This is a genomic window from Streptomyces sp. NPDC030183, from assembly GCF_055573455.1.
In genome coordinates this window covers 78266-84769 of sequence record NZ_JBVIBK010000033.1, presented here as the reverse complement: position 1 = coordinate 84769, position 6504 = coordinate 78266, and the positions used below count along the sequence as shown (strand labels likewise).

The following is a 6504-nucleotide window of genomic DNA, read 5'->3' as shown; positions in this document are numbered from 1 at the left end:
TACACGGGTCAGGGCCCGGCACGCCGAGAGCACGCACCTGACGCCGCGGGGCCGCCCTCCGGGCGACGGCGGGAATTTGACGACAGGGCCTAGGGCCGCCGGTCGCGAGGAGCCGCGCACACAGCGGACCGGGCGGTCCCTCAGGGGGCAGGGACCGCCCGGTCCGGTTCATCGTGCCGGCGACGCCGGGATCACCGCACGGGGGTGAAGTCCCGCGCGCCGATGAACTCCGGCCGCCGTACGGGAGCCGCGAACGGCTCGACCGCCGCGTTCTCCACGCTGTTGAAGACGATGAAGACGTTGCTGCGCGGGAACGGCGTGATGTTGTCGCCGGAGCCGTGCATGGCGTTGCAGTCGAACCAGGTCGCCGAACCGGCCTTGCCCGTGAACAGCTTGATGCCGTACTCGGAGGCCATCGCCGTCAGCGCCTCGTCCGACGGGGTGCCCGCGTCCTGCATCTGCAGCGACTTCTTGTAGTTGTCCTTCGGGGTGGCGCCCGCGCAGCCGAGGAACGTCCGGTGCGACCCCGGCATGATCATCAGGCCGCCGTTGGTGTCGTAGTTCTCGGTCAGCGCGATCGAGACGGACACGGTCCGCATGTTCGGCAGCCCGTCCTCGGCGTGCCAGGTCTCGAAGTCGGAGTGCCAGTAGAACCCGGACGCGCCGAAGCCCGGCTTCACATTGATCCGCGACTGGTGCACGTACACGTCGGAGCCGAGGATCTGCCGGGCCCGGCCGACGACCCGTTCGTCCCGCACGAGGCGCGCGAACACCTCACTGATGCGGTGCACCTCGAAGACGGAGCGGATCTCCTTCGACTTCGGCTCGACGATGGAGCGTTCGTCGGCGCGGATCGCCGGATCGGTGACGAGCCGCTCCAACTCCTGCCGGTAGACGGCGACCTCGTCCGGGGTGATCAGCTCCTCGACGGCGAGGAAGCCGTCACGCTCGTACGTCTGGAGCTCGGTGAGGGAGATCGGGCCGGGGGTGCCGGGGGCGCCCCAGACGACCGGGTCCTGGCGCGGGACCGACACCTCGGTGGCGCCGCGGCTGGGGTAGAGGTCGGGCACGCTGGTGGCAGTGTTCATCGTGGTGGTCGTGGTCATGGTGATGTCACACCTCCTCGGGCTCGGTGAGCAGCGGGTAGACGCCGTTCTCGTCGTGGTCCTCCCGTCCGGTCACGGGCGGGTTGAACACGCAGATGCAGCGGAAGTCCTCTTTGATCCGCATCGTGTGCCGCTCGTGGCCGTCGAGGAGGTACATGGTCCCGGGCGTGATCGTGTACGTCCGCCCGGTCTCGTTGTCGGTCAGTTCGGCCTCGCCCTCGACGCACACCACGGCCTCGATGTGGTTCGCGTACCACATCGACGTCTCCGTGCCCGCGTAGAGGATCGTCTCGTGCAGCGAGAAGCCGACCTTCTCCTTGGCGAGGACGATGCGCTTGCTCTCCCACGTGCCGGACGCGGCTTTGACGTGCCGGTCGGTGCCTTCCAGATCCTTGAAAGAACGGACGATCACGGTGGTTCCATGCCTCCTTGTGGGTGTTCCTCAGATGGTCGTCAGACGGTTTCCCGCACGGCGCGGGCGAGGACGCGCAGACCCTCGTCCAGCTCGTCCGGGGTGATGGTGAGGGCCGGCAGCAGCTTGACGACCTCGCTCTCCGGGCCGGACGTCTCGATCAGCAGCCCGAGTTCGAAGGCCCGCTTGGCGACGCGGCCCGCGCGGGCCTTCTCGTGGAACTCCAGACCCCACACCAGCCCGCGGCCCCGGTACTCCTTCACATCGGCGAGGTTCTCCTCGGTGATGGAGATCAGCGCCTGCTCGACCTGCTCACCGCGCGTCCGGGTCTGCTTCTCCATGACCGAGCCGTCGGACCAGTACGCCTCCAGGGCGGCGGTCGCGGTGACGAAGGCGGGGTTGTTGCCGCGGAAGGTGCCGTTGTGCTCGCCGGGCTCCCAGATGTCCAGTTCGGGCTTGAACAGGCACAGCGACATCGGCAGCCCGTAGCCGCTGATGGACTTGGAGACGGTGACGATGTCGGGGGTGATGCCCGCCTCCTCGAACGAGAAGAAGGCCCCCGTACGGCCGCAGCCCATCTGGATGTCGTCGACGATCAGCAGCATGTCCTGGCGCTCGCACAGCTCGGCGAGCGCGCGCAGCCACTCCGGGCGGGCGACGTTGATGCCGCCCTCGCCCTGGACCGTCTCCACGATCACGGCGGCGGGCTTGTTCAGCCCGGACCCCTGGTCCTCCAGGATCCGCTCGAACCACAGGAAGTCGGGGATCTGGCCCTCGAAGTAGTTGTCGAACGGCATCGGCGTCCCGTGCACCAGCGGGATGCCCGCGCCGGCCCGCTTGAAGGCGTTGCCGGTCACGGCGAGGGAGCCCAGGGACATGCCGTGGAAGGCGTTGGTGAACGACACGATGGCCTCGCGTCCCTTCACCTTCCGCGCCAGTTTCAGCGCGGACTCCACGGCGTTGGTGCCGGTCGGGCCCGGGAACATGACCTTGTACGGCAGGTCGCGGGGCCGCAGCACCAGGTTCTGGAAGGACTCCAGGAACGCCCGCTTGGCGCTCGTCGACATGTCGAGCCCGTGCGTGACGCCGTCCCGTTCCAGATAGTCGATCAGGGCGCGTTTGAGCACCGGGTTGTTGTGGCCGTAGTTGAGCGAACCGGCTCCGGCGAAGAAGTCCAGGTAGCTGTGGCCGTCCTCGTCGCGCATCCGGCTGCCCTGCGCGGTGTCGAACACGGTGGGCCAGCCGCGGCAGTAGCTGCGCACCTCGGACTCCAGGGTCTCGAAGACGCTCAGGTCGGGCTGGGTGATGGTCACGGCGAATCGCTCCTCGATGCGTGGGGGGGTGCGGGGTGGGGGGAGAAGGGGGGCGGCCCGGGGGAGGCCGGCGGCGCTCAGGGGGACAGCGGGCCGATCCGGTGCAGCACCTCGGGCTCGTGCGGGCCGTCCGGGAAGTCGCCCGCCTCGAACAACACAGTGCGCTCCACGGTCGCGCCGTGGCGTTCGGCGAACGCGGCGAACAGCCGTTCCGAGGCGGTGTTGCCCGGGGTGATGGTGGTCTCGACCGCGGTCAGCGCGTGCTGTCGCGCGACCCGGGCGGTCAGTCCGTCCAGCAGCGCCCCCGCGAGCCCGCGCCCGCGGTGCGCCTCGTCGACGGCGACCTGCCACACGAGGAGGGTGTCCGGCCGGTCCGGCCGCACGTACCCGGTCACGAACCCGACCGGTTCCCCCGTCTCGTCACGCGCCACCACCGAGGTGTCGGCGAAGTCCCGGCACCACAGCAGATAGCTGTACGAGGAGTTCAGGTCGAGGGTTCCGGAGTCCCCGGCGATACGCCACAGTGCGCTGCCGTCCGCCACGTCCGGGCGGTCGATCCGAATCCCCTCGGCGATTTCCGATGGCGATTCCAGGTGTGGGATGTGCAGGTCTGCTTGTGCGGCAGTCATACGGCTTGAATTTACCCAGCGAAATGTGGAATTGCATCGCCGCCCGGGGTTACGGATGGCCGGTCCATGTGTTATCACGCGGGCGTGAGCGGGCGCGTGACAGCTCGCTGACCTGTGTGGTTTTGCCCGGAAATACCCGCGCAAAAAGGATGCGCTGTGGAGTCCGTCACATGTACGTAACCCTCACGGGACCTGCCCGAATCACGCCCCTTGTTGTTCGCGAAACCTTTGCGTTTAGGAAAGGTCGAAGCGGGCATAAGAATACGGGGTCCTACCCAGGGAATTGTAGGACCCTTTCCACTGGAAAAGCGATCCCCTTTTGCGCCGGTTCGGCGGTTCCGGCGTTTTCCCCGCTCCGGGGAACCGTCTCGTGGCCGGTTTTCCGCCGACACCGCCGCGCGGGCCCGCGCAGGGGGGTGGGGGTATGCGGTTCCGGCCAGGTCGAGGCCCTGGAGGAGAACGGGTGGGCACGCGGTCGCCTGGGCCGACCCGCCTCGACAGGGCCGCCGCCCTGACGCGGGCGCCCGCTCGCGGCGACGGCGCCGACCTCGGCGCAACGCTCGCCGGGGCGGGGCGGGGCGGGGCGGGGCGGGGCGGGGCGGGGCGGGGCGGGGCGGGGCGGCGCGGGTGGATCGGCGTGGGTGGCCGCTGCGGTCACGAGGGCTCGGCGAAGCGGCCGGACTGGCCGTGCCCGCCGCCACGGCGGCGCCTTTCTTGCCCGGCTGCGCGAACTCCTCGCCCCTCGCGAGACCTCTGAGCGCTGCCACCCCCCGACGGCCGCCCCGGCCCGCTCTCCCCGGCGGCCGCCCGTGACGGCGCCCGCGGGCGGCCTACTCCCCCCAAGCCTCCGCCGCCGCCCTCCGCCCCGCCTCCAAGTCCACCCGTACGCCGAACTCTCCGAGCGCCGCCCCCAGGCCGGCGAGGCTCGCGTGCACCGCCCCCGGGGTCGCGTCGGGGCCGTAGTGGTTGACGCGGACCATCTCGTGGGCGAGGGCGCCGCCGCCCGCGGCCAGCGGCAGCGCCGGGTCCGCGGTGAGGGCCTTGGCGACCAGCTCGGACGCGTCGACACCGCCCGGCACCCGGAGGGTCGTGGCGACCGGGGCCGCGTCTCGCGCTTCGCGCACGTACGGCTCCAGGCCCCCGCCGAGCGCGAGCGCCCCCGCACGGGTGGCCGCGGCGGCCGAGGCGTGGCGGGCCATCACCGTGTCCAGGCCCTCCGACTCGACGCGCTCCAGGCACGCCTCCAGCGCGAGCATCTCCAACTGGGCCGGGGCGTGCAGCAGGGCACGCCGACCGCCGTCGATCCAGCGCTCCTTCCAGTCGAGGAGTGACAGGTACGAGCGGCGCGGCGCCCGGGGGTTCGCGGCCATCCGGGCCCACGCCCGCTCGCTCACCGAGATCGCGGAGACCCCGGCCGGACCACCCATCGCCTTCTGCGCCCCGATGACGCACAGGTCGACACCCCACGCGTCCGGCAGTACCGGCTCGGCGCCGACGGAGGCGACCGCGTCCAGATAGAAGAGCGCACCGTGCTCACGGACGACCTCACCGATCTCCGCGACGGGATTCGTGTTCCCGGTCGCCGCCTCCGCGTGCACCAGGGAGACGAAGTCGATGGCCGGGTGCTCGGCGAGGACCTCCCGGATCCGCTCCGCCGTGACCGCCGCGTGGAAGGGCACGGACAGGTCGACGACGGTCGCCCCGCAGTCCCGCAGCCAGTCGCCGAAGGTCTGCCCGTACGGGCCGGTGATCACGTTCAGCGCGGTCGTCCCGGGCCCGGCGGCCCCGCGGATCGCCCCCTCCAGCGGCAGCAGCGCCTCGCCCTGGGTGATCACCACGTCCTGCTCCGTGGAGAGCAGCCGTGCCACCCGGTCCTCGATCGACGCGAAACGCGCCGCGGTCAGCGGGGCCAGATCCAGAAACGGGTGCGTCACAGGGTGCTCTCTTCGCTCACTGGGGTAGGTGGTGTCCAGGGTGGGCCGACACATGCCGACGTACGTCGAGCGTAATCGGCGCGTCCGGCCGCACCGTTCGACGATCCCCGCCCCCGGAAACCGACCCCATCTGCCGCCCCGCACCGATGACTTCCGAGGCCAAACGGCCCAGTGACCATCGGATTGGTTTGAGCAAGTCAAACATCTCCTTATAATCGGATGCCTACGTTCCCTACAGGAGGTCTCCCCGTGAACTCGGTCCTCGCACGCCGGACCCGCATCCTGGCCGCCACCACCGCCGCGGCCGGACTGCTGCTCGTGGCCGGTTGCGCCTCGACCGACGACGGCGGCAGTGGCGGCACCAAGACGGCCGCCGGCGGGGTCGAACTGGTCAAGGCGGGCCAGTTGACCACCTGCACCCACCTCCCTTACCCGCCCTTCCAGTCGGAGATCGACGGCAAGGTGCAGGGCTTCGACGTCGCGCTGATCGACCTCGTCGCCGAGGACCTGGATGTGAAGCAGGAGATCCTCGACACCCCGTTCGAGAACTTCAAGACGGGCGCGTTCCTGAACTCCGGCGAGTGCGACCTCGCCGCCGCCGGTATGACGATCACCGACGAGCGCAAGAAGAACGTCGACTTCTCCGACCCGTACTTCGACGCCACCCAGGCCGTCCTCGCCGACAAGGGCGCCGGTATCGGCTCCTTCGCGGACCTCAAGGGCAAGAAGGTCGGCGCCCAGGCGCAGACCACGGGCGAGGACTACGCCAAGAGCCAGGGCCTCGACCCCGTCTCCTTCGAGTCCTCCGACGCCGTCCTCAACGGCCTGCGCACCGGCCAGGTCGACGCCGTCGTCATCGACTACCCGGTCGTCCAGGGCTGGCTGAAGGACAAGGCCAACGCCGCCGCCTTCGAGGTCGCGGACAACATCAACACCGGTGAGCAGTACGGCTTCACGGTCCGCAAGGGCAACACCAAGCTCCTCGCCGCGATCAACAAGGCGCTCTCCGAGGTCCGCGCCGACGGGACGTACCGCGAGCTGTACGAGAAGTGGATCGGGCCGTACGACGAGAGCGCCGCCTCCGCCTCCCCGTCGGCGTCCGCCTCCTGA

6 protein-coding genes are annotated in these 6504 nt (G+C 70.2%); 1 reads left to right on the top strand and 5 read right to left on the bottom strand.

The annotated features are described in order from the left end of the window. Positions 1–191 precede the first annotated feature (191 nt). From thpD to ACZ4Z2_RS32125, 5 genes are all read right to left on the bottom strand, one after another. Positions 192–1106: an ectoine hydroxylase gene (gene thpD / locus ACZ4Z2_RS32145; protein ID WP_468080833.1), complete on the bottom strand. Its 915-nt coding sequence runs from the start codon at positions 1104–1106 to the stop codon at positions 192–194. Between the two features lie 7 nt (positions 1107–1113). Continuing rightward, on the bottom strand, positions 1114–1518 hold the full coding sequence (locus ACZ4Z2_RS32140; protein WP_468080832.1) for an ectoine synthase: 405 nt from the start codon (positions 1516–1518) through the stop codon (positions 1114–1116). Between the two features lie 41 nt (positions 1519–1559). Then, positions 1560–2831 carry a diaminobutyrate--2-oxoglutarate transaminase gene (gene ectB, locus ACZ4Z2_RS32135; protein ID WP_468080830.1) on the bottom strand — a complete coding sequence of 424 codons (1272 nt, stop codon included), beginning with the start codon at positions 2829–2831 and terminating at the stop codon, positions 1560–1562. Between the two features lie 77 nt (positions 2832–2908). Then, on the bottom strand, positions 2909–3460 hold the full coding sequence (ectA, locus tag ACZ4Z2_RS32130; protein WP_468080828.1) for a diaminobutyrate acetyltransferase: 552 nt from the start codon (positions 3458–3460) through the stop codon (positions 2909–2911). 830 nt (positions 3461–4290) lie between these two features. Further along, positions 4291–5394, bottom strand: coding sequence for a pyridoxal-phosphate-dependent aminotransferase family protein (locus ACZ4Z2_RS32125; protein WP_468080827.1), 1104 nt, complete (start codon positions 5392–5394; stop codon positions 4291–4293). A 249-nt stretch (positions 5395–5643) separates the two neighbouring features. Here ACZ4Z2_RS32125 and ACZ4Z2_RS32120 point away from each other — a divergent pair, with 249 nt between their 5' ends. Further along, positions 5644–6504, top strand: coding sequence for a transporter substrate-binding domain-containing protein (locus tag ACZ4Z2_RS32120; protein WP_468080825.1), 861 nt, complete (start codon positions 5644–5646; stop codon positions 6502–6504).